Below are 22,435 nucleotides of genomic sequence, written 5' to 3'. Positions count from 1 at the left end.
CTAAGGAGGAGAGTATATGAAGAACCCATTGGTTGTTTTGTTAGGATTCGTGACTTGTTCTGTGTTAGTTCCATCACTTATAACTTTAGTCTCTTATAAAAATGTAGAACTAACTGAAAAACCAGAGAAGTCAGTTTCTATAAACAAAACTATTAAAAAAAGCGATATTAAAGAAGAAAGTAATGAAGAAGAAAAAAAGATAGTGAACTATGAAACTGTAAATAAAAAAACACCAATCATCAATGTGTACAATCATATAACAGGAAAAACTGAAAAAATGGACATGGAAAATTATTTATGTGGAGTGATAGCTGGTGAGATGTCTTCAGATTTTGACATAGAAGCTTTAAAAGCTCAGGCTGTGGCAGCTAGAACATATGTAGTATATAAGCAAGAGCATGGACAATCAGGTAAACATAAAAATGCAGTAGTATGTACTGACTATAAGCACTGTCAGGAATACAAAAGTTATGCTACTCTCAAAAAGTTAAATGGAGAAGAATGGATTAAGAACAAATATTCTAAAATCCAAGAAGCAGTTGGAGGGACTAAAGGACAGATAATAACTTATAGTGATAAGGCAATACTTCCTCTTTATTTTTCTACATCTTCAGGAAAAACAGAAAACAGTGAAGAAGTATTTTCTGCAAAATATCCTTATTTAAAATCTGTAGAAAGTCCTTATGATAAGTATTCTCCTAAGTTTGCATCCACACTTAAAATAAGCAATACAGACTTTGTCAAGAGTCTTAGAAGAGCATATAGTACTATTGTAATAGATGCAAATAATTTAAGTAAACAAGTTTCAATAACTCAAAGAAGTGATGCAGGAACTGTAGAGAAAATAAAACTAGGAAATAAAGAGTTGACTGGAAAAGACATTAGAACTGTTTTTAAGTTGAACTCTGCAAATTTTGACATAAAGTTTGGAGAAGGATACATAGATTTTGTAGTAAAAGGATATGGTCATGGTGTTGGTATGAGCCAGTGGGGAGCAGAAGGAATGGCGGAAGAAGGCTATAAATATTATGATATATTATCACATTACTACACAGATACAAAAATAAAAGATATATACTAATAATTGTATAAAATACCAAAAACACGTCAATAATCCAAATGTAGAAATATATTTGGAGGTGCAAAATGAAGAAAAAGCTATTAGAAAAAGATGGTTTTTATTTATCTTTATTTGTATGTGTTTGTTTATTAGCAGTAGGTGGAGTTTGGTTTACAAATAATAATGTAGATAAATTAGCTTCTAATAAAGGCATGATAGAAAATGCTAATAAAGATAGTGAAGAGGAAATACATTTGATTGAAAAAGATAAGAAAGATGCTATTCCCACTTCAACAGATTCAAAACAAAACTTAGAAAAAGCTAAGTCAAAAGAGGAAAATAAGTCGAGTACAACAAAATTAAACTACATTGGAGATAAAATAATAAGAGGATATTCAGAAAAAGAACCTAGTTATTCAAAAACACTAGATGTCTGGGAGACTCATAAAGGTGTAGATGTTAGCTGTACTAAAGGTAAAGAAATAAAAGCTCTATTAAACGGAATGGTAGTAGATGTATTTGATGATGAAGAATATGGAAAATCAGTAAAAATAAAAAGTGACAATAATATTGTAGTTGTATATTCAAATTTAGATGAAAATGTTAGTGTTAAAAAAGAACAAAAGGTAACAGAAGGACAATCTCTAGGTACTGTAGGAAGTACTTCTCAAATAGAAAGTGAAGAGGGTATCCATGTACACTTAGAGGCATATAATGGAGAGAAATCTATAGACCCAATGAGTCTAATTAAGTAAAAGTATAACAAGTTTAATCATATTTGGTTAAGCTTGTTATATTTTTTGGTGTTTTTACATATATATCATTAAAGCTATTATGTGAGGGGGGTAATCTTTGAGATCTCATATAGAGGAAAGGGCCATAGTGGTAGCAAAATATATACTTGAAAAAAACACTACAGTAAGACAAACCGCCAAGACATTTGGAGTAAGTAAAAGTACAATTCACAAGGATGTTACAGAAAGATTGAAGGAAATAAATCCATCCCTTGCCAAAGAAGTTAAAAGTGTGCTAGACAAGAATAAATCAGAGAGACATATTAGAGGGGGATTAGCAACTAAATTAAAGTATGAGAAGGAACATAAAAAAATGTAGGTTAAAAACCTACTTTTTTTATTGAATTAGATTATTGTAATAAATATATTAAATAATTATAAATAGCAAAATAATAATACCCTCAAAACATTTATTTTCTCTTGATTAAAGCGAGTTTTTTGTATATGCTTTATTATAGGAGTATTAAAGTAGACTTATAATATAATCTAATATATAAATGAAGGAGTTGAAAAAATGGCTGGAGCTGATATAGGCATAGATTTAGGTACTGCAAACGTACTTGTTTATGTTAGTGGTAAGGGAATCGTTTTAGAAGAACCATCTGTTGTAGCAATAGATAATAGGACAGATTCTGTTTTAGCTGTGGGAGAAGAAGCTAAAAAAATGATAGGAAGAACACCAAGTAATATAGTTGCTATAAGACCTTTAAGAGATGGTGTAATTTCGGATTATGATGTAACTGAGAAGATGTTAAAATCTTTTATAGATAAGATAGTTGATAAAAAAGGATTTGGAAGATTCTTCATGCCAAGAATTATGGTATGTGTGCCAACTGGTGTTACAGAAGTAGAAAAAAGAGCAGTAGAGGATGCTACTAGACAAGCCGGAGCTAGAGAAGTATATATCATAGAAGAACCAATAGCAGCAGCAATAGGAGCTGGAGTAGACATATCACAACCTAATGGTAATATGATTATAGATATTGGTGGAGGGACTGTGGATATAGCCGTAATATCTCTAGGAGGAGCTGTTGTAAGTGAATCTATAAAAGTTGGTGGAGATAGATTTGATGATTCTATAGTTAAGTATATGAAAAAACAACACAATCTTCTTATAGGTGAAAGGACAGCAGAGAAAATTAAGTTTGAAATAGGTTCTGCATTTAAGAGAGAAGAAGAAAAATATATGAAGATAACAGGAAGAAACTTAATTACAGGGCTTCCTAGTTCTATAACTATAAATTCAACAGAAATGCTAGAAGCGCTTAGAGAATGTGTTGAGCAAATAGTAGTTGCCACTCATGCTGTTTTAGAAAAAACACCACCTGAATTAGCAGCAGATATAGGAGATGTTGGTATAATAATGACTGGTGGAGGTTCATTATTATACGGATTGGATAAAATAATAGAACAAAGAACAGGGATAACTGTTACAATAGCAGAGGAGCCATTGTCTTGTGTTGCAAAAGGGACAGGAATAGCTTTGGGTTCAATAGACTTACTTGAAACAGGTGGGTCTTTTAGAAGAAAATAATTAGGAGAGTTAAGAATGCTAAATATAGATGAAATAAAAAAATTAATACCACATAGATATCCATTTTTATTAGTGGACAAGATTACAGAGTTAGAAGTTGGGAAAAGAGCCGTTGGTATAAAAAATGTAACAGTGAATGAGCCATTTTTTCAAGGTCACTTTCCAGAATATCCATTGATGCCAGGAGTATTGATAGTAGAGGCTTTGGCACAAGTGTGTGGAGTTGCAATGATGTCTGTAGATGAAAATAAAGGAAAATTAGGTGTATTTGCAGGTATAGATAAGGTTAGAATTAAGAGAGAAGTAAGACCAGGAGATACATTAACTATGGAAGTTGAAATGACAACTCTTAGAAGAAATATAGCTAAGGCAGATGCTAAGGCATATGTTGGTGATGAGCTTGTCTGTAAAGGTGAATTAATGTTCGCTTTGGTGGAAAAGTAAAGATTCACAATATAAAAGTAAAAAGGTAGATAATTTGGAGTATTCAATTAGATACTCTAAAATATCTACCTTTTTATATAAAAAATTTTATCAGTTACTTCACATTGGACTTAGGTGGATACTAATAAAGCTAAGGCTATTGTTTCAGCTAAGTCCAATATAAAGCTAAGACGTATATTATTAAATGAAAGTCTATTATTTTCATCAATTTTATCTACAATTCCTACTATAGAATAATTTCCTATTTGAGGTAGTTTTTTGCCAACACCTTTTCCGGGCAGGATAGGTCCTTCTCTAATTTGTATATTACCTATGTTACTCTGCGACCCCAAGCAAGCATCTATAGCCAAGAAGTTACCTTGTATATGTGTATTTTTTATAGTGTCTAAAGATTCATATATATTTAAGGCGTGAATAGGGTTATCTAGTGTACCGTAAACGGGGTATTTAAATTTACTGTTCTTAAGTATTGTTCCAACTAAAGGGCCTAAAGTATCACCTATAGCCCTGTCTGTTCCTATGCAAACAACAATCGTATTTTCATTAATTATAGTTTTTAGAACTGAACTTAGCATCTGTATAACATCATCATCGCTGTAATTTACTTTAGCTAAATACAATAGGAACACCCCCTTCAAAAAAATATATGAATAAAAAACAATAAAAAGACCTAACTTTAAATTTCAGATAGAGATAATATTTTATTTGTCTTACAAAAAAAGGAATGGGAAAAATATGACTAAAAATCTTGACAAAATTTTAAAAAAATAGTAAGCTAGTAAAGTAAAACAAAACTTAAATCTTGATTACCTTATCAAGAGCGGCTGAGGGATAGGCCCTGTGAAGCCCAGCAACCACCCAAATGGGAAAAGGTGCTAATTCCTACAAGACAAAAGTCTTGAAAGATGAGGTCAGTTAATTAGTATGCAATTACGATTATTAACCTCTTCTTATAAAGGAGAGGTTTTTTATTTTGAGTAAAATTTCTAAAATTAAAAATAAGGTAAAACCTATAATAAAAATTGAGAATGTATAAGGGGGAATAAAAATGGCAAGACATTTATTTACGTCAGAATCAGTTACAGAAGGACATCCTGATAAGATATGTGACCAAATATCAGATTCAATATTAGATGCATTATTAGAAAAAGACCCACAATCTAGAGTAGCTTGTGAAACTACAGTTACGACTGGATTAGTTTTAGTAGCAGGAGAAATAAGTACATCTGCTTATGTAGATATTCCTAAACTAGTAAGAGAAACAGTAAAAGAAATTGGATATACAAGAGCTAAATATGGATTCGACTGTGATACTTGTGCAGTTATAACTTCTATAGATGAGCAATCTGGAGATATAGCTATGGGAGTTGATGAAGGTCTAGAAAGTAAGACTGGAGAAGAAATAGAAGAAGAAATAGAAAAAGTCGGAGCTGGAGACCAAGGAATAATGTTTGGATTTGCATGTAATGAGACTCCAGAATTAATGCCACTTCCAATATCTTTAGCTCATAAATTATCAAGAAGACTTACAGAAGTTAGAAAGACAGGTATAGTTGATTATTTAAGACCAGATGGAAAAACTCAAGTTACTGTTGAATATGAAGGAAATAAAGCTGTAAGAGTACATACAGTTCTTATATCAGCTCAACATTGTGAAACAGTATCAAATGATAAAATAAGAGAAGATATAATTAATCATGTTATTAAAGCAGTTATACCAGCAGAATTACTTGATGAAGAAACTAAAATTTATATAAATCCAACAGGAAGATTTGTTATAGGAGGACCTCAAGGAGATACAGGTCTTACAGGAAGAAAAATAATAATAGATACTTATGGTGGATATTCTAGACATGGTGGAGGAGCTTTCTCAGGAAAAGACCCTACAAAAGTTGATAGATCTGCTGCTTATGCAGCTAGATATGTTGCTAAAAATATTGTTGCAGCTGGTCTTGCAGATAAATGCGAGATAGAACTTGCATACGCTATAGGTATAGCTAGACCGTTGTCTATATTCATAGATACTTTTGGGACAGGTAAAGTTTCAGAGGAAAAACTTGTTGAATTAGTAGAAAAACACTTTGATTTAAGACCAGGAGCTATAATAAGAGACTTAGATTTAAGAAAGCCTCTTTACAAAAAAGTTGCTGCTTATGGTCATTTTGGTAGAACTGATATAGATTTACCTTGGGAAAAAATTGACAAAGTTGAGCAATTAAGAAAAGATGCCTTAGGTGAATAATTTTTAATTAATAAACTGTTAGAATGTAATTTCACAATTATATTCTAACAGTTTTTTTATTGTAGATTAAATATTTTTAATAAATGTTAATTTCCCATCATATAATAAATAAACAGTATTTAATTAGATTAGTGTATTATATTTTTTAATATTATACTAAATCAGTACATATCATGGAAAATATGTTAAAGAATGGTTAAGATTGTGTTAACTACTGTTAAATAATTGAAAATATATTGAAATATCACAACAATACATCTAATATAATCTTAATAAACTTACACTTTAAAAATTATTTTAATTAGGGGGGAGTAGTGTATGTCAGGAAAAGTAAATATTAAAACTGTTATAAGTTTTGCTGGAGCTTATGTAGCTACTGTAATAGGTTCTGGATTTGCAACTGGTCAAGAGATATTGCAATTTTTTACGTTTTATGGGTATGCCGGTATTATAGGTGGAATAATATCTATGGTATTATTTTCATGGTTTGGAGCAGAAGTTATAGATAAAGGAAGAGAGCTAAAACTTAAGGAGCCAATAAAGATTTATCAAGTATATTGTGGAAAATATCTTGGTACATTCTTTGAATGGTTTGGACCATTGTTCTTATTTGGAACACTAGTAATAATGATTGCAGGGGCAGGAGCTACATTATCAGAGTACTATGGATTAAATCCATATGTAGGTAGGATTGGTATGGCAATCGTTTCCCTAATAACTGTTTCTTTAGGTCTAACAAGACTTTCTAAGATACTAGGTAATATAGGTCCTATAATAATAATATTTACACTTTTAGTAGGAGCTATTAGTCTATGTAGTAATATTGATGCTTTACCAAATGCTGGGGCTATGGTTGATAGTCTAAACATTAAAACTGCTACATCAAGTGGGTATTTCTCAGGCGTGCTTTATACTTGTTATAATGTAATTATAGTAATCACATTCTTAACAGGAATGGGCTCTTCTGCAGTAAACAAAAAAGATGCTGTATGGGGTGGTATAGTAGGAGGAATAGCTCTTATGGCAGCAGCTATAATGATGAATCTAGCATTGCTTTCAGACATAGGAAATATATATACAAAAGAGATACCAGCACTTTACTTAGCTGATAAAATATCTCCAATAATAGGTGTTTTATTCTCAGTAGTACTTTTATTAGGAATATACACTACAGCTGTTCCACTATTATGGTCAGTAACTAACAGATTTGTAGAAGATGACCATCCTAAATTTAGAATTATAACAATAGTAGTAAGTATATTAGCGTGTATAGGAGGCTTATTACCATTTGATAAACTAGTAGGAACTCTATATCCATATACAGGTTACATGGGAATTTTAATTTTACTATGTATGCTTTATAGAAGAATTACTAAGACCAGTGGATATAAGGAAAATAAATCTGAAATAAGTTAGCATTAGGATAATTTTATGAAATTTAATTTGTAGTTTACACATAAAGTGATTAAAATAAAATAGTTATTAAAATATGGCACCTGTTTTTTAAGGTGTCATATTTTTGGATGCACAATTTTTTTGTTTCTGATAAAATGTATAATAGTTGGAAATTACGTTAAGTATAAAAATATAAAAACTTTTCTAGAACTATCACAGTTTGACATATAAAACATACTGACTTAACAGGAGCGAGTATTAGTATTTTTAGGAGATAAAAATGGAAAAATTAGAAGGAATGATAAGTGAAATAGTCTTTAAAAATGAGGACAATGGATATACAATAGCTCATCTAGTAAATGAAAAAGATGAAATTGTAATTGTAGGATGTATGCCTACTTTGGCAACTGGAGAAAGTATAGAAGTTGAAGGTAAATGGGTAAACCATAAGATTTATGGTACTCAGTTTGAAGTAAATAGTTTTATGCCAGTGACACCCTCATCCTTAGAAGGAATTTATGTCTATTTATCTTCTGGAATGATACATGGTATTGGTGAAAAAATGGCTAAGAGAATAATTGATAAATTTGGTGTAGATACACTAAATGTCATACAAAATTCACCAGAGAGACTACAAGAAGTAGAGGGTATAGGGAGTAAAAAGGTAAAACAAATAGTAAAAAGTTATGAAGAAGATAGAGAACTGAGAAATATAATAATAGAGCTATCTCCTTTTGGAATAACACCAAATTACTGTCTAAAAATATACAAGAAATATAAAAGTAGCGCAATAGAAGTTATAAATAAAAATCCATATCAACTTGCTGAAGATATAAGAGGAATTGGATTTAAGGTGGCTGACAGTATAGCCAATAAAATTGGTATAGATAAAAATTCCAAGGATAGAGTTTGTCAGGGAATTTTATACACTTTAAATAAATCTCTAAGCAATGGACATACATATTTACCAGAGCATATCCTAATACAAGATTCGGAAAAATTATTGGAGCTAAAAGGAGAAATAATAAAAGAGTGCATAATGATGCTAGTTTATAATCAAAAAATACATATAGAGAAAGTAAACAATGAAAATCTTATATATCTTATGCCATACTACTTAGCTGAGAATGGAGTATGTAGCCAAATAGTAAAACTATCACAGTATGAATTCGAAGACTTGAAAATAGATATAGATAGTGAAATTAATATTTTGGAAGAAGATAAAAAAATCAAGTTAGCAGAAAAACAAATTTTAGCAGTCAAAGAATCTATTAATAGTGGAGTATTAATTATAACTGGTGGTCCAGGAACTGGTAAGACAACCACTATTAATTCTATCATAGAAATATTTGAGAATAATGGTAAAAGTGTCACCTTAGCAGCTCCTACAGGAAGAGCAGCAAAGAGAATGAGTGAAACTTCTGATAAAGAAGCAAAAACTATACATAGATTGTTGGAAATGGGTTTCTCAACAGATGATGATTTAACTTTTTTCAAAGATGAAGAAGACCCAATAAATTCAGATGTAATCATTGTTGATGAGGTATCAATGGTAGATATTATTTTAATGTACAACTTGCTTAGAGCTATAAAATTAGGAACAAGAGTTATTTTGGTTGGAGATAGTGACCAATTACCTTCTGTAGGAGCTGGAAATGTACTTAAAGATATGATTGATTCTAATATTATAAATGTGGTTAAATTAAATGAAATATTTAGACAAGCACAAGAGAGCATGATAATTGTAAATGCTCATAAAATAAACAATGGAGAACCTCTTTATTTAAATACAAAAGAGAAAGATTTCTTTTTTATAAGAAAATCTACTAATGAAGAAATATTAAATGAAATAATAGGATTAGTTAATGAAAGATTACCTAAATTTTATAAGGTTGATAAATTAAAAGATATACAAGTTTTATCTTCAATGAGAAAAGGTGAGTTAGGAGTTACTAATCTCAATATAGAGTTACAGAAGTATCTTAACAAAAAAGAAAAATTTAAAGTTGAAGAAAGTTTTTCTAAAAGACTATTTAGAGTTGGCGATAAAGTAATGCAAGTAAAAAATAACTATACAAAAAAATGGGAGACAGAAGACCAAAAAGAAAGTGGAGAAGGTATCTATAATGGAGACATTGGATATGTCTACCACATAGATAAAGATAAGAAAACCATATATGTATTATTTGACCAAACTAAAATTGTATCTTATCTATATGATGAATTAGATGAAATCGACCATAGTTTCTGTACAACAATACATAAAAGTCAAGGAAGTGAATTTCCAGTTGTAGTATTACCAATAACTTGGGCTCCACCTATGTTGCTTAGCCGTAATTTGTTATATACAGCTGTAACAAGAGCAAAAAAATTAGTTGTATTAGTTGGAGATGTAAAGTATCTTGAATATATGATAAAAAATAATAGAGTGAATCAAAGATATTCAAATTTAGGATATAAGTTAAATAAATTTAAGCGAGAAGGGCTGTTGATAGAATAAATATGAAAATATGCAATGATAATTTTATTAAGCGTTTACAAAACATGATTAATAAATGTCTGGATTTTATATATCCTGAGAATATAAGTTGCATAATTTGTGATAAATCCATAAAGAAAACAAATACTTATTCAATATGCAAAAGCTGTTTTAATGAAATGAATTTTATACAAGATGGTTGTATGAAATGTGGAAAACCAATAATACATCATTCAATTGAAAAGGAGTTTTTTGAAGAGTGTAGTTACTGTTTTAATAAAGATTTTTATTTTGATAAATCTATATCCTGTATTGAATATAATGATGTAACCAAAAAGATAGTATTAGGGCTAAAATATAATCAGAAAACATTTATGGCTAGGTATATAGCTGAGATAATGAAAGAAAAGTTGCATTTAGAAAACTTGAAATTTGATTATATACTATTTGTTCCTCTTCATAAAAAAAGGTTGAACAAAAGAGGCTTTAATCAAGCGCAAAAAATAGCGTCTAATTTAAGTAAGATACTTAATATTCCATTATTAGATTGTATAAGTAGAAAAAAATATACAAGAATGCTCTATAAATTAAACAAAAAAGAAAGAAAAGAAGAACTAAAAAATGTATTTGAAGTTAAAGAAAATATAAAATTAATAAATGATAAAAATTTACTTTTAATAGATGATATATTTACTACGGGTTTGACAACAAATGAAATTTCTAAACTTCTAAAGTTATCTGGTGCTAATAAGGTATTTGTATTGACTCTACTGACAAGAGCAAGTGATAATTATGTTATGGAATAATCTTATATGTTGACAATTTTAATTTAAAATATTAAAATGAATAAGTGATATTTAGGTCTGTGGTTGAAAGTCCAAGCCAGTCGCAGGCAAAAGGATCCACGTAAGTTAACACTAAAAATTGGGTTAATGATCATGGTGCGGCTTAGAAGTAAGACCTACCGGTAATAAAATCGAGAGAGAGTAGTAGTGCGGCGAACCCAAGCGAACCCTCCAGTAGGCGAGTGTGGGGTCAAAAACCAGGTCAGCTAAATATCATATTAAAGAGAGCTAGCATAATACTTTTATGTGTAGCTCTTTTTTGTGTATAATAAATTAAAATTAAGTCATAAAGAGGTGATATATTTGAACAAAAGACAGGAAAACTTGTTAACGACATTGCTATTAGAAAAAGATTTTATAAATGTAAATGAGATTGCTAATGATTTTGAATGTTCAGAAAGGACAATAAGAAATGATTGCAAATATATTGATGACTGGTTATCTACTTTCTGTAATGCTTATATAAAAAGAAAACCTAACATAGGAGTTAAATTTAGTGGAGATGATACAGATAAAATACTAGTAAATCAGAAGTTAAGAGGTGAAGTTAAAAGAGTAAATAGTGAGCTACATAAGCAAGTTGAGATATTGAATTTACTGCTTTGTAACAATAAGAAAATCACCTTAAATGATTTATCTAACAAATTATATATAAATAAAAATATTGTCAGAGAAGAAATAAGTAAATTATCATTGTTATTAAATAATTATAACTTAAATGTATTAACTAAAAAAGGCAGTGGTATATGTATTGAAGGAGATGAGAAAGACATAAGAGTAATGTTAGTATCATTCTTGTTTAAGTACATAGATAAATATAGGCTAAATATAGATGAAATAGAGTATTTTCATATAGTAGATATAATAGTTGTTAAAAATATAATGTCTACCATAGAAGAGAATATGGATATAAGACTTACAGATATATCATTCAGACAATTAATGTTGTTTTTACTTATAAATATAATACGAATAAGATTAGGAAATTCTTTGGAGGTATTAAATGACAAGAAAGAGCTCAAATTAAAAATGCTTATTTTAGATATAGAAGATGAATTAAAATCTAATTTATCTATAGTGTTAAATCATGAAGAAAAATTGTTTATAGAATCTTTAATATTTGGTATGAATAAGCAAATAAATAGTAGTAACACTAAAAGAGCATTATATTTAAATGAAGAGTTAGTAGAATATACAAAAAAAATTATAAATTTAGTATCAGAAGAATCAGGAATAAATTTCAATAATGATATATTGCTTTATGAGCAATTAATATGTCATTTAAATGTTACAATGCACCAAATGAAAAGTAATGTATATTTGGAGAATCCACTTTTAGATAATATAAAAACTAAATTTTGCTTTTTATTCACAGTAATATCAAATTCAATAGGAATTGAATTAAAAGGAAAACAAATAACAGAAGATGAAATAGGTTACCTTACACTCCACTTTCAAACATCTTTAGAAAGGAAATATAATAAGAGGGAATCAAATAAGAAAGCAAGTATTGTATGCCCATTTAGTTTTGGGGTAAGTATGTTATTAAAAGTGAAAATAGAAAAGAGATTTGATAATATAGAAATTGTTGAAACTCTAAGAGAGGAAGATTTAAAAAGAGACAACTTCAATAAAATGATAGACTTTATAATTGCATTTCAAGAATATGAAAATATTCAAAAGCCAATTTTCATAACAACGCCGTTATTTACTGATGAAGATGAAAACAAACTTAAGGAATTTACAAATAAAATAAAAGAAAAAGATACATCATACAAGCTTATGAATAGATTAATGATGTCTGATTATTTAATAAGAGAGTTAGAACACGATGATATTTATGAAGCTATAACATATCTAACTAATTTGTTAATTGAAAAGCATTATGCTGAAAAAGAGTATTTAGAATCTATTATAACAAGAGAAAAATCATATCCAACCAATGTTGGCAAAGGAATACTATTTCCTCATGGAGATATGAAATACATAAAGCAATCTGTGTTATGTTTTGCAAGATTAAAGACACCAATAAAAATTAGAAATGGAAAAGATATAAATATTATACTTTTATTAGCTTACAAAAAGGATGATGATAGAAAAATATTTAGAGAGTTATTTAAAGAAATATCTAGTTTAACAGAAGATGAAGGTATGTTGGATACTCTAAGTAAGTGTGATATATCAAAAATAAAAGATGTTCTTATTTAAAATTCATAGTGAGATGTAAATAAGCACAAAATTTTCCATGTGATGGAAAAAGTTGTGCATGTTTTTTTGTTTTTATACGATATTATATATTTGTAAGATATAAACTATCTAAAAGCAGAGAAGCAACTTAGGAGGAAAAAAATGGAAGAAATAGTTTTAAAGATTATAATTCACGCTGGAAATGCAAAATCCATGCTTTATGAAGCACTTAGTTGTGCTAAGGAAAACGATTTTAAGAAAGCAGATGAATTGATTGAAAGTGCAAACGAAGAAATTTTAAAAGCACATAAAGTACAAACTGAACTTATACAAAAAGAAGCTGGAGGAGATAAGTCAGATATATCTATATTGTTAATTCACTCTCAAGACCATCTAATGACTTGTATGAGCGAGAGAAATCTTATCAAAGAAATGATTATATTAAGAAAAGAAATTCAAAAATTAAAATAAAAAAGATTAAGGGGGATTTAGAAGAATGAAAAGAAAAGTATATTTATTTTGTAGTTTTGGAATGTCAACAAGTTTGCTTGCAGGTAAGATGCAAAAGGTAGCTGATGAGCATAATTTACCAATAGAAGTAGAAGCATTTCCGATAGCAGAAATTGATAAAATAGTTGTAGAAAAAAATCCAGATTGTATATTATTAGGGCCACAAGTTAAGTACATGTTAAAGGAATTAAAGCCAAAGTTTGAAGCACAAGGTAAGCCTATAGATATGATAAATGAAGCTGATTATGGAACTATGAATGGTGAAAAAGTATTAAAACTTGCTATAAAGTTAATAAAATCTAAATAAGTGTAGGATTATAATAGAAAATAATTGGAAATGAGGGTGGATAGATGAATAAATTGGAAAGAATACTTATGCCATTGGCTGAGAAAATAGGTAAAAATAAATTATTAATTGCAATTAGAGATGGTTTTTTAGTATCATCACCATTATTAATAATAGGTTCGTTATTTTTATTGGTAGCAAATTTTCCGATAAAAGGATGGGATGAATTTGTAGGCCAAATTTTTGGTTCAGATTGGGCTGTCAAATTACAACAACCAACTATAGCGACATTTGAAGTAATGACTCTACTTGCAGTTCTAGGAATTGGATATTCTTATGCAAAACAAATAGATGTAGACCCAATAGCATCAGCAGCAGTTGCAATAGTTGCTTTTTTTATAGTAACACCATTTGTGATACCATATACACCAGAAGGAACAACATCAGTTTATATGGTCACAGGAATACCACTAGGGTGGATGGGCTCTAAAGGAATGTTTGTAGGTATGATAACAGCAATAACTTCTGTAAAATTATTTGCAGCAGTCGTCAAAAAAGGATGGACATTAAAAATGCCAGATGGAGTTCCTCCAACTGTATCAAAATCATTTGCTGCATTAATACCAAGTGCAATAGTTATGATAGTCTTCTTTTTAGTTAAGATAGCCTTTGAAGCTACGCCATATGGAAGTATACATGAATTTATATTTAAATTTTTACAGATGCCATTGTTAAAACTAGGAAATAGCTTGGGTGCTATGGCAATCGCTTACATATTCTTACACTTATTCTGGTTCTTTGGAATAAATGGAAGTAGTGTTGTTGGAGCTGTATATAATCCTATATTAAAGATTTTATCAGCTGAAAATTTAGCTGCATTTCAAGCTGGTTCAAAAATACCAAACATAATAACTGGTCAATTCCAAGATATGTTTGCAACATTTGGTGGAGCAGGTAGTACACTATCATTAGTCATAGCCATGTTATTAATATGTAAAAGTAAACGTATAAAGTCAATGGGAAAATTATCAATCTTACCAGGAATATTTGGTATAAATGAGCCATTGATATTTGGTCTACCAATAATGCTTAACCCAATATTATTGATACCATTTGCAATAGTTCCAACAATAAATATAATAATAGCTTATTTCTGTATGTCAGCAGGTTTGGTACCACTTACAAATGGAGTCCAATTACCATGGACAACTCCAATTATATTCTCTGGATTTCTAACAACAGGATGGCAAGGGGCTGTCTTACAATTAGCACTTCTTGTACTAGGAATATTTATGTATATGCCATTTATAAAAATGTTGGACAAACAATATTTGAGAGAAGAAAAGACAAATGTTGAAGAGGAAGATGATGATATATCTTTTGATGATTTAGTATTATAGGAGGAATATTATGAAAAAAATAGTTATGATATTGGATCAAATACAAGCTGGTGCTGGAGGAAAAGAAAAAAATAATATACCTCCTGCTGGAAAATCAAGCCCATTAGGTCCAGGTATAATGATGGAACCATTTTTAGATGATTCTAAAGTAATAGCTACATTATTTTGTGGAGACGAATTTTTTATAAATAACGAAGAAGATGTAACAAACAAAATGATAGCCATGGTAAAAAAATTAAATCCTGATGTAGTAATTTGTGGTCCAAGTTTCAATTATGAAAATTTTTCTAAGATGTCAGCTATATTATGCAAAAATATAAATGATAAGACTGATATATCAGCGTTTGCGGCTATGTCAGAAGAAAATATAGATATAATAAACGAATATAGAAATGATATATGTATAGTTAAAACACCAAAAAAAGGTGGGATTGGGCTTAACGATTCATTAAACAACATATGTAAATTAGCAAAATCAATGGCAAATAAAGAGGATATAACTTTAATGAGAGAAGAATTTTGTTATTAATACAAATCTAAGTAATATAATATTTATAATGAAAACAGATTATTAGAATCTATATAATAAGGAGGGGAATTTTGACATGTGGGGAATGATAGCAACATGGAGAATGGCTCTAGAAGGTATAACTGAGGCATCAGAGAGTTTGAAAAAAGGTATGGAAGCAGGAGATGCAGTAGAGCTTGCTGTAAGAAGAGTCGAAGATTATCCATTCTATAAGTCAGTTGGTTATGGAGGACTTCCAAATGAAAACTGTGAGGTAGAACTTGATGCTGCATTTATGGATGGTAATACATTAGATATTGGAGCAGTTGCTGGGATAAGGGATTATTCTAATCCTGTCAGCATAGCAAGAAAACTTAGTTATGAGAAGGTAAATAATTTCTTGGTCGGAATAGGTGCTGAAGAGTATGCCCATAAAAATGGATTTGAAAGAAAAAATATGTTGACTGACAGAGCAAAGTTGCATTATAAAAAGAGAAAAAAAGAAACTTTAGACAAGGGATTAAGTCCATATTCGGGTCATGATACTGTTGGAATGATATCTTTAGATAAAAATGGGAAGATGTGTGCAGCTACTTCAACAAGTGGATTATTTATGAAGAAAAGAGGCAGAATAGGAGATTCTGCACTATCAGGTTCGGGATTTTTTGTTGATAGTAGTATAGGAGGAGCTACAGCTACTGGTCTAGGAGAAGACTTGATGAAGGGATGTATATCTTATGAAATAGTTAGACTTATGAAAGAAGGAAAACATCCACAAGAAGCTTGTGATATAGCAGTAAATGAACTTGATAAACAGCTTATTAAAAGAAGAGGGAAAGCTGGTGATTTATCACTAGTCGCCATGAACAATAAGGGCGAATGGGGAGTAGCTACAAATATAGCTGATTTTACTTTTTCAGTAGTAACTGAGGAAGAAGCACCTACAGTCTATATTTCAAATAGAGTGAATGGGAAAACTATACATAAGGTTATATCAAATGAATGGATGGAAGCATATGAAGCTAGAATAAAAGCTCCAATAGAAGTGAAAGAATAAATCAGTCATATAATAATGTAGAGTTTTTTATAATAAGGAGATTTTTATGAATATCATAAATAATAAAGTAGATGAATTAAGAGAAGACTTATTAAGTGATATTATAGATATTGTAAAAATACCTAGTGTTAAAGGGGAGTCAGAAAATGGCTTCCCTTTTGGCGAAAAAGTAGGTAAAGCACTTAATAAAGCATTAGAAATATCAAAAAAATTGGGATTTAAGGTTAGAAACTTAGATAATTATATCGGTTACGCAGAATATGGAGAGAGTGAAGATTACATTTGCGTGATTGGTCATGTAGATGTTGTACATGAAGGTGAAGGTTGGGAGTATCAACCTTATAAAGGAGAAAAAGTCGATGGAAGAATTTATGGTAGAGGAGTATTAGATAATAAAGGACCTATAATATCTGCTTTATATGGATTGTATGCTATTAAAGAATTGGCTTTAGATTTAGATAAAAAAGTTAGAATAATCTTTGGTACAAACGAAGAGAGTGGATTTGAAGATATACCATATTATTTAGAAAAAGAAAAAGCTCCTCTTATGGGATTTACACCAGATTGCAAGTATCCTGTTGTATATGGTGAAAAAGGAATGGCAAAGATTAGAATCAAAAGCAAAAATACCTATGAAGACACATTTTTAGGCTTTATAGAAAACATGTCTGAAAATATGCTTGTTACATATAAAGAGTTAAATAAAGAGAATAGTGATATTATATTGGATATAAAGGTAAAATACGATTTTAGTTATAAACTAAAAAATGTATTAGATGAAATAAAATTTAGTTTTCCAAATAGTATTGAAGTAGAAGTAATTTCTAATTTTAATCCTGTATATTTTGATAAAGAGAGTGAGCTTATTAAAAAACTTCAGATAGCATATGAAAGAGTTACATTATTAGATGGAACTCCAGTAACAACCAATGGAGGTACATATGCAAAAGTAATGCCAAATATAGTTCCATTTGGACCTTCATTTCCAGGACAAAAAGGAATAGCTCATAATCCTGATGAATACATGGATATAGAAGATATAATTTTAAATGCAAAGATATTTGCAAATGCAATATATGAATTGGCGAAGGAGTAATTATGTTAGAGATAATAGGAATGACAGTAGAAGACGCTAAAATTATAGAAGATTGTGGCGCAGATAGAATAGAGCTGGTTAGTGCTTTAACTGAAGGTGGATTGACACCAAGTTTTGGTCTTATAGAAAGAGTTGTTAACAGTGTAAAGATACCTGTGAATGTAATGATAAGACATCATGCAAAAAGTTTTACTTATAGTGAAGAAGATATAACAATCATGCAAAAAGATATAAGCATAATTAAAGATATTGGTGCTAATGGAGTTGTATTTGGTATGTTAGATAAAAACAATAACATAGATGAAAAAAATTTAAATGTTTTGTTAGAATGTTGTGATAATCTTGATGTTACATTTCATAGAGCTATAGATGAATCAAGTATAATGGATAGTATTAAAATTTTGAAGGATTATAATAAAATTACAAATATATTAACATCAGGTGGAAAGGGCAATATAGTTGATAACATACAAACAATAAATAATATGATACTTAATTCTAATCATATAAAAATTCTTTTAGGTGGAGGACTTAATTTTAATAATATAGAGAAGATAAAGGAATTAACTAAAGCAAGCAATTTTCATTTTGGTACAGCTATTAGAATAAATAACAGTCCTTTTGAAGATATAGATAAACAAAAACTTAAACAGCTTGTAAATATAATTTCAAAATAATACAAACATTAAATATTTAATCTAAATAATGAGTGTGAGTTAATTATAATTTGGGTATATGCATGATAATAGGTATTAAGTATGAAATTATTGTTGGAGGTGCTTTACTACTTTTATATAGTCTTGAATACTAATAATGAAAGAAAAAATAAAATATGGAGGTTTTAGAGGGTTTATATTTATAAAAGATTTATAAAAGTCGAACGGCATATAATACATATAATTTCCTAAAATTACCAACTTATGACATGAATTCACATATTAATAAACAATTAATGGAGATATTTGTGGATATAAACAGTAGCAAAAATAGCTTTAAATAAACAAATACAAGAGTTATTAACAATTTTATCCACATTATCCACAGGTAGTTGTAATAATATTAATCCACATAAGTTTTTAAATAACTAAAAATGATAAATAATTCTATCAATTGAATATAAAAAATCATAAAAGTTAATAATAAAAAGAGGATTATGAAAGTTCGTGTAGAATATATTATTAAAGTATAAATTTTCTTATACTGGCATAATTGAAGGGAGATGTACTTATGAACATAATTATATCTGGAAAACAAATCGAATTAACTGATGCAATAAAAAGTAAAATCGAAAACAAACTAAGTAAGTTAGATAATTACATTCATCCAGACACTGATGTAAAAGTTACAGTAAGTGCTAAAAAAGCAAGACAAAAAATAGAGGTAACAATAGCTACTGTAAATGGTCCTATAATTAGAGCAGAAGATATGCAGGAAAATTTATACACAGCTATAGATGTTGTATATGATAAATTAAGTAAACAATTAAAAAAATATAAAAAGAGATTACAAGATAAACATAAAGACAACAAGAGCATAAGATTCCAAGATGCAGAAATAAATCTAGCTGATGAGCAAGAAGATTATGGGGATGAAAATCAAGAATTAGTAATTCAAAGACGTAAAAAATTTAGTGTTAAACCAATGAGCGAAGAAGAAGCTGTATTACAAATGGAGTTAATAGGACATGACTTTTATATGTTCAAGAATATAGATTCAGATGAAATAGCAGTAGTTTATAAGCGTCATAATGGTGGATATGGTATAATAGAACATGAATAAAGCAATTTAGATTTAATCATATTAGCTATCGATAAATAAATTATCGATAGCTTTTTAAATTAATATTAAAAGTATAGTTTTTATGGTAAAATGAATAATAGTACAATAAAGAACGAGGAGAGATGTAAAATATGAGCTTTATGGATAATTTATTCAACATGGCAGATAAAAAAGAATTAAAAAAGTTCAATAAAACTGTTGATATAATAGATTCATTAGAACCTAAATTTGAATCTATGGCAGACTCGGAACTTAAAAATATGACAAATATATTTAAAGAAAGATTAGCAAATAATGAAAGTATAGATGATATACTTCCAGAAGCTTTTGCAGTAGTTAGAGAAGTTTCTAAGAGAGTGTTAGGACTTAGACACTATAGAGTCCAAATGGTTGGAGGTATAGTGTTACATCAAGGAAGAATAGCCGAAATGAAAACAGGTGAAGGTAAAACTTTGGTTGCAACTGCTCCTGTTTATTTGAATGCCCTTACAGGAAAAGGTGTACATGTTGTAACAGTAAATGATTACCTTGCAAAACGTGATAGAGACCAAATGGCAAAAATATATGAATTTTTAGGAATGAGTGTAGGTGTTATTATACATGGTCAAAATCCAAAAGTTAGAAAAGAGCAATATGATTGTGATATAACTTATGGTACAAATAATGAGTACGGATTTGACTACTTAAAGGACAATATGGTAATACACAAAGAGCAAAGAGTTCAAAGAGGATTAAATTATGCTATAGTGGATGAGGTTGACTCTATACTAATAGATGAAGCTAGAACACCACTTATCATATCTGGGCCTGGCGACAAATCAACTCACTTATATTCAGATGCAAATACATTTGTGTTAACTCTAAAACCAGATGATTACGAATTAGAAGAAAAAGACAAGGCGGTATCTCTAACAGCATCAGGTATACAAAAGGCAGAAGTATATTTTAATGTTGATAATATAACTGATATATCTCATACAGAGTTATACCATCATATAAATCAGGCTTTAAGAGCACATGTAATAATGAAGAAAGATGTTGACTATGTTGCTAAAGATGGAGAAATAGTAATAGTTGATGAGTTTACTGGTAGACTTATGTTTGGTAGAAGATATTCAGAAGGTTTACACCAAGCAATAGAAGCTAAAGAAGGTCTTAAAATACAAAGAGAATCTAAAACACTAGCTACTGTAACATTCCAAAACTACTTTAGAATGTATAAAAAACTTTCTGGTATGACTGGTACAGCAAAAACAGAAGAAGAAGAGTTTAAAGCAATTTATAAAATGGACGTTTTCCAAGTACCTACCAATAAGCTTATGGTAAGAGAAGATTTACCAGATTCTGTATACAAAAGTGAAATAGGTAAATTTAATGCTGTAGCACAAGAAATAATTGAAAGACATAAAGTTAATCAGCCAATACTTGTAGGTACAGTATCGATAGAAAAATCAGAATTATTATCACAAATATTAAAGAAAAAAGGCATTAAACATGAAGTATTAAATGCTAAGCATCATGATAAAGAGGCAGAGATAATAGCACAGGCTGGTAGATTAGGCGCTGTTACAATAGCTACAAATATGGCTGGTCGTGGTACAGATATAGTTTTAGGTGGAAACCCAGATTTCTTAACTAAGAGAGAAATGAGAAGAAATGGATTTAAAGAGGAAATAGTAAATAGGGTAGATACTCCAATAGAAGGTATACCTGTAAAAGGTAATGAGACTCTATTTGAAGCTAGAGCGGAGTATGAAAGACTATTTGAAAAGTTTAAACAACAAACACAAGAAGAACAAAAACAAGTTGTAGAAGCAGGTGGACTTGCTATAATTGGTACAGAGAGACATGAATCTCGAAGAATAGATAACCAGTTGAGAGGTCGTGCTGGTCGTCAAGGTGACCCAGGTAGTTCAAGATTTTATATAGGTCTTGATGATGACCTTATGAGATTGTTTGGAAGTGATAGGATATCTGGAATTGTAGATAAAATAGGTCTTGAAGAAGATATGCCAATAGAACATAGAATATTATCTAAATCTATTGAAGGAGCACAAAAGAAAGTTGAAGGTAAAAACTTTGGAATAAGAAAGCATGTACTTCAATACGATGATGTTATGAATAAACAAAGAGAAATAATATATGCAGAAAGAAAGCGTGTATTAGAAGGCGAAGATTTACAAGAGCAAATACAGTCAATGACTCATTCTATAATAGAGGAAGCTGTGACTCTTTATACACAAGATAAAGGGTTTGATGAAGATGGATTTAAAGAGCATATGTATAATCTGTTCTTACCAAAAGGTAGCATAGAGATACCAGAAATAGAAAAACTTAATCCAGTTGAAATAACAGAAAAAGTTTATGAAATAGCTATGAAGATATACACTTCAAAAGAAGAACAAGTAGGCTATGAAAGAATGAGAGAGGTTGAGAGAGTAATCTTACTTCAAGCTGTTGATAACCATTGGATAGACCATATAGATGCTATGGACCAATTACGTCAAGGTATCGGTCTTCGTGCTGTAGGTCAACAGGACCCAGTTATTGCTTATAAAATGGAAGGTTTTGACATGTTTGATGAAATGAATAAACATATCAAAGAAGATACTGTAAGATATTTATTTAATATAACAATAGAAACTCCAGTGGAAAGAAAAGCAGTTGTAGATGTTGAAAATCTATCTTCACCATCAGATGGGACACTTCCAACAAGTAAAACAGTTAAAAAAGATGAAAAAGTTGGAAGAAATGACTTATGCCCTTGTGGAAGTGGTAAAAAATATAAAAACTGTTGTGGTAGATAATCTTGGAGGATT

20 protein-coding genes and 1 riboswitch are annotated in these 22,435 nt (G+C 29.6%); of the genes, 19 read left to right on the top strand and 1 reads right to left on the bottom strand.

The window, feature by feature from the left end:
* The first annotated feature begins 16 nt into the window (after positions 1-16).
* From spoIID to fabZ, 5 genes are all read left to right on the top strand, one after another.
* Complete coding sequence (gene spoIID / locus Q3287_RS10370) at positions 17-1,081, top strand: stage II sporulation protein D (RefSeq protein WP_054268704.1); 1,065 nt, start codon at positions 17-19, stop codon at positions 1,079-1,081.
* 65 nt (positions 1,082-1,146) lie between these two features.
* The gene (locus tag Q3287_RS10365; protein WP_407964043.1) at positions 1,147-1,815 is read left to right on the top strand and encodes a peptidoglycan DD-metalloendopeptidase family protein; all 669 of its coding nucleotides are present in this window, start codon (positions 1,147-1,149) and stop codon (positions 1,813-1,815) included.
* 97 nt (positions 1,816-1,912) lie between these two features.
* The gene (gene spoIIID / locus Q3287_RS10360; protein ID WP_044212029.1) at positions 1,913-2,173 is read left to right on the top strand and encodes a sporulation transcriptional regulator SpoIIID; all 261 of its coding nucleotides are present in this window, start codon (positions 1,913-1,915) and stop codon (positions 2,171-2,173) included.
* Positions 2,174-2,368: 195 nt separating this feature from the next.
* Entirely contained in the window at positions 2,369-3,388 is a 1,020-nt protein-coding gene (gene mreB, locus Q3287_RS10355; RefSeq protein WP_021382530.1) for a rod shape-determining protein MreB, read from the top strand.
* A gap of 15 nt (positions 3,389-3,403) precedes the next feature.
* On the top strand, positions 3,404-3,832 hold the full coding sequence (gene fabZ, locus Q3287_RS10350) for a 3-hydroxyacyl-ACP dehydratase FabZ (RefSeq protein WP_054268706.1): 429 nt from the start codon (positions 3,404-3,406) through the stop codon (positions 3,830-3,832).
* Positions 3,833-3,942: 110 nt separating this feature from the next.
* Here fabZ and yyaC read toward each other — a convergent pair whose 3' ends face one another.
* Positions 3,943-4,452, bottom strand: coding sequence for a spore protease YyaC (yyaC, locus tag Q3287_RS10345; protein ID WP_161803358.1), 510 nt, complete (start codon positions 4,450-4,452; stop codon positions 3,943-3,945).
* 188 nt (positions 4,453-4,640) lie between these two features.
* Positions 4,641-4,744, top strand: a riboswitch (SAM riboswitch).
* A 136-nt stretch (positions 4,745-4,880) separates the two neighbouring features.
* Here yyaC and metK point away from each other — a divergent pair.
* From metK to secA, 14 genes are all read left to right on the top strand, one after another.
* Positions 4,881-6,074, top strand: coding sequence for a methionine adenosyltransferase (gene metK / locus Q3287_RS10340; protein WP_054268707.1), 1,194 nt, complete (start codon positions 4,881-4,883; stop codon positions 6,072-6,074).
* Between the two features lie 318 nt (positions 6,075-6,392).
* On the top strand, positions 6,393-7,490 hold the full coding sequence (locus Q3287_RS10335; RefSeq protein WP_054268708.1) for a hypothetical protein: 1,098 nt from the start codon (positions 6,393-6,395) through the stop codon (positions 7,488-7,490).
* 259 nt (positions 7,491-7,749) lie between these two features.
* On the top strand, positions 7,750-9,969 hold the full coding sequence (locus Q3287_RS10330) for an ATP-dependent RecD-like DNA helicase (RefSeq protein WP_223153382.1): 2,220 nt from the start codon (positions 7,750-7,752) through the stop codon (positions 9,967-9,969).
* Between the two features lie 2 nt (positions 9,970-9,971).
* Positions 9,972-10,754: a ComF family protein gene (locus Q3287_RS10325; protein WP_054268710.1), complete on the top strand. Its 783-nt coding sequence runs from the start codon at positions 9,972-9,974 to the stop codon at positions 10,752-10,754.
* A 333-nt stretch (positions 10,755-11,087) separates the two neighbouring features.
* Positions 11,088-13,001 (top strand): PTS sugar transporter subunit IIA, encoded by a 1,914-nt coding sequence (locus tag Q3287_RS10320; RefSeq protein ID WP_074179954.1) that lies wholly within the window; start codon positions 11,088-11,090, stop codon positions 12,999-13,001.
* Positions 13,002-13,142: 141 nt separating this feature from the next.
* A complete protein-coding gene (locus Q3287_RS10315; protein WP_054268712.1) occupies positions 13,143-13,451 on the top strand; it encodes a PTS lactose/cellobiose transporter subunit IIA in 309 nt (102 codons plus the stop codon).
* A gap of 25 nt (positions 13,452-13,476) precedes the next feature.
* Entirely contained in the window at positions 13,477-13,797 is a 321-nt protein-coding gene (locus Q3287_RS10310) for a PTS sugar transporter subunit IIB (protein ID WP_407964042.1), read from the top strand.
* 44 nt (positions 13,798-13,841) lie between these two features.
* Positions 13,842-15,176, top strand: a complete 1,335-nt coding sequence (celB, locus tag Q3287_RS10305; protein WP_054275587.1) for a PTS cellobiose transporter subunit IIC — start codon at positions 13,842-13,844, stop codon at positions 15,174-15,176.
* A gap of 10 nt (positions 15,177-15,186) precedes the next feature.
* The gene (locus Q3287_RS10300) at positions 15,187-15,705 is read left to right on the top strand and encodes a GrdB-related putative oxidoreductase (RefSeq protein WP_054268715.1); all 519 of its coding nucleotides are present in this window, start codon (positions 15,187-15,189) and stop codon (positions 15,703-15,705) included.
* Positions 15,706-15,781: 76 nt separating this feature from the next.
* On the top strand, positions 15,782-16,741 hold the full coding sequence (locus Q3287_RS10295) for a N(4)-(beta-N-acetylglucosaminyl)-L-asparaginase (protein WP_407964041.1): 960 nt from the start codon (positions 15,782-15,784) through the stop codon (positions 16,739-16,741).
* Positions 16,742-16,787: 46 nt separating this feature from the next.
* On the top strand, positions 16,788-17,837 hold the full coding sequence (locus Q3287_RS10290; protein ID WP_407964040.1) for a Sapep family Mn(2+)-dependent dipeptidase: 1,050 nt from the start codon (positions 16,788-16,790) through the stop codon (positions 17,835-17,837).
* A gap of 2 nt (positions 17,838-17,839) precedes the next feature.
* Entirely contained in the window at positions 17,840-18,514 is a 675-nt protein-coding gene (locus tag Q3287_RS10285) for a copper homeostasis protein CutC (RefSeq protein WP_219673442.1), read from the top strand.
* Between the two features lie 550 nt (positions 18,515-19,064).
* Positions 19,065-19,616, top strand: coding sequence for a ribosome hibernation-promoting factor, HPF/YfiA family (gene hpf, locus Q3287_RS10280; RefSeq protein ID WP_054268719.1), 552 nt, complete (start codon positions 19,065-19,067; stop codon positions 19,614-19,616).
* A gap of 131 nt (positions 19,617-19,747) precedes the next feature.
* A complete protein-coding gene (secA, locus tag Q3287_RS10275; RefSeq protein WP_054268720.1) occupies positions 19,748-22,423 on the top strand; it encodes a preprotein translocase subunit SecA in 2,676 nt (891 codons plus the stop codon).
* Positions 22,424-22,435 lie beyond the last annotated feature (12 nt).

The organism is Clostridioides sp. GD02404, assembly GCF_045898275.1.
Lineage (GTDB): Bacteria > Bacillota > Clostridia > Peptostreptococcales > Peptostreptococcaceae > Clostridioides > Clostridioides difficile_A.
Note: the sequence above shows the minus strand (reverse complement) of the source record. Positions and strands in the feature narration are given on the sequence as shown.